Consider the following 271-nt stretch of genomic DNA (forward strand, 5'->3'; position numbering starts at 1 on the left):
AGAGAAAAAATCTTCTTGCTGGATAACACAACAATGAAGTGGAAAGATATTAGCCAAAAAGGAAAGGCTTATCTGGCGAATATCGATGCCCCGTGGTCTTTTGCTTTGTTTGGTGATTTTATTATTGCGGTGAATGCTAATGATAAACCACAAGTGATCGATATTATTCATGATAAAACATTTAGAAATTTAGGAGGAAATCCACCACAAGCAGGGATCGTTCGCGTCTGGGGAGATTTCGTTTGTTTGATGAAATTAACCGAAAATCCAA

General features: G+C 37.3%; 1 pseudogene. It reads left to right on the forward strand.

What is annotated here, in order from left to right:
• A pseudogene (locus tag ACFINC_RS11340) lies at positions 1-271 on the forward strand (hypothetical protein); the annotation flags it as partial.

Source organism: Bartonella sp. AP58NXGY, from assembly GCF_042195785.1.
Lineage (GTDB): Bacteria > Pseudomonadota > Alphaproteobacteria > Rhizobiales > Rhizobiaceae > Bartonella.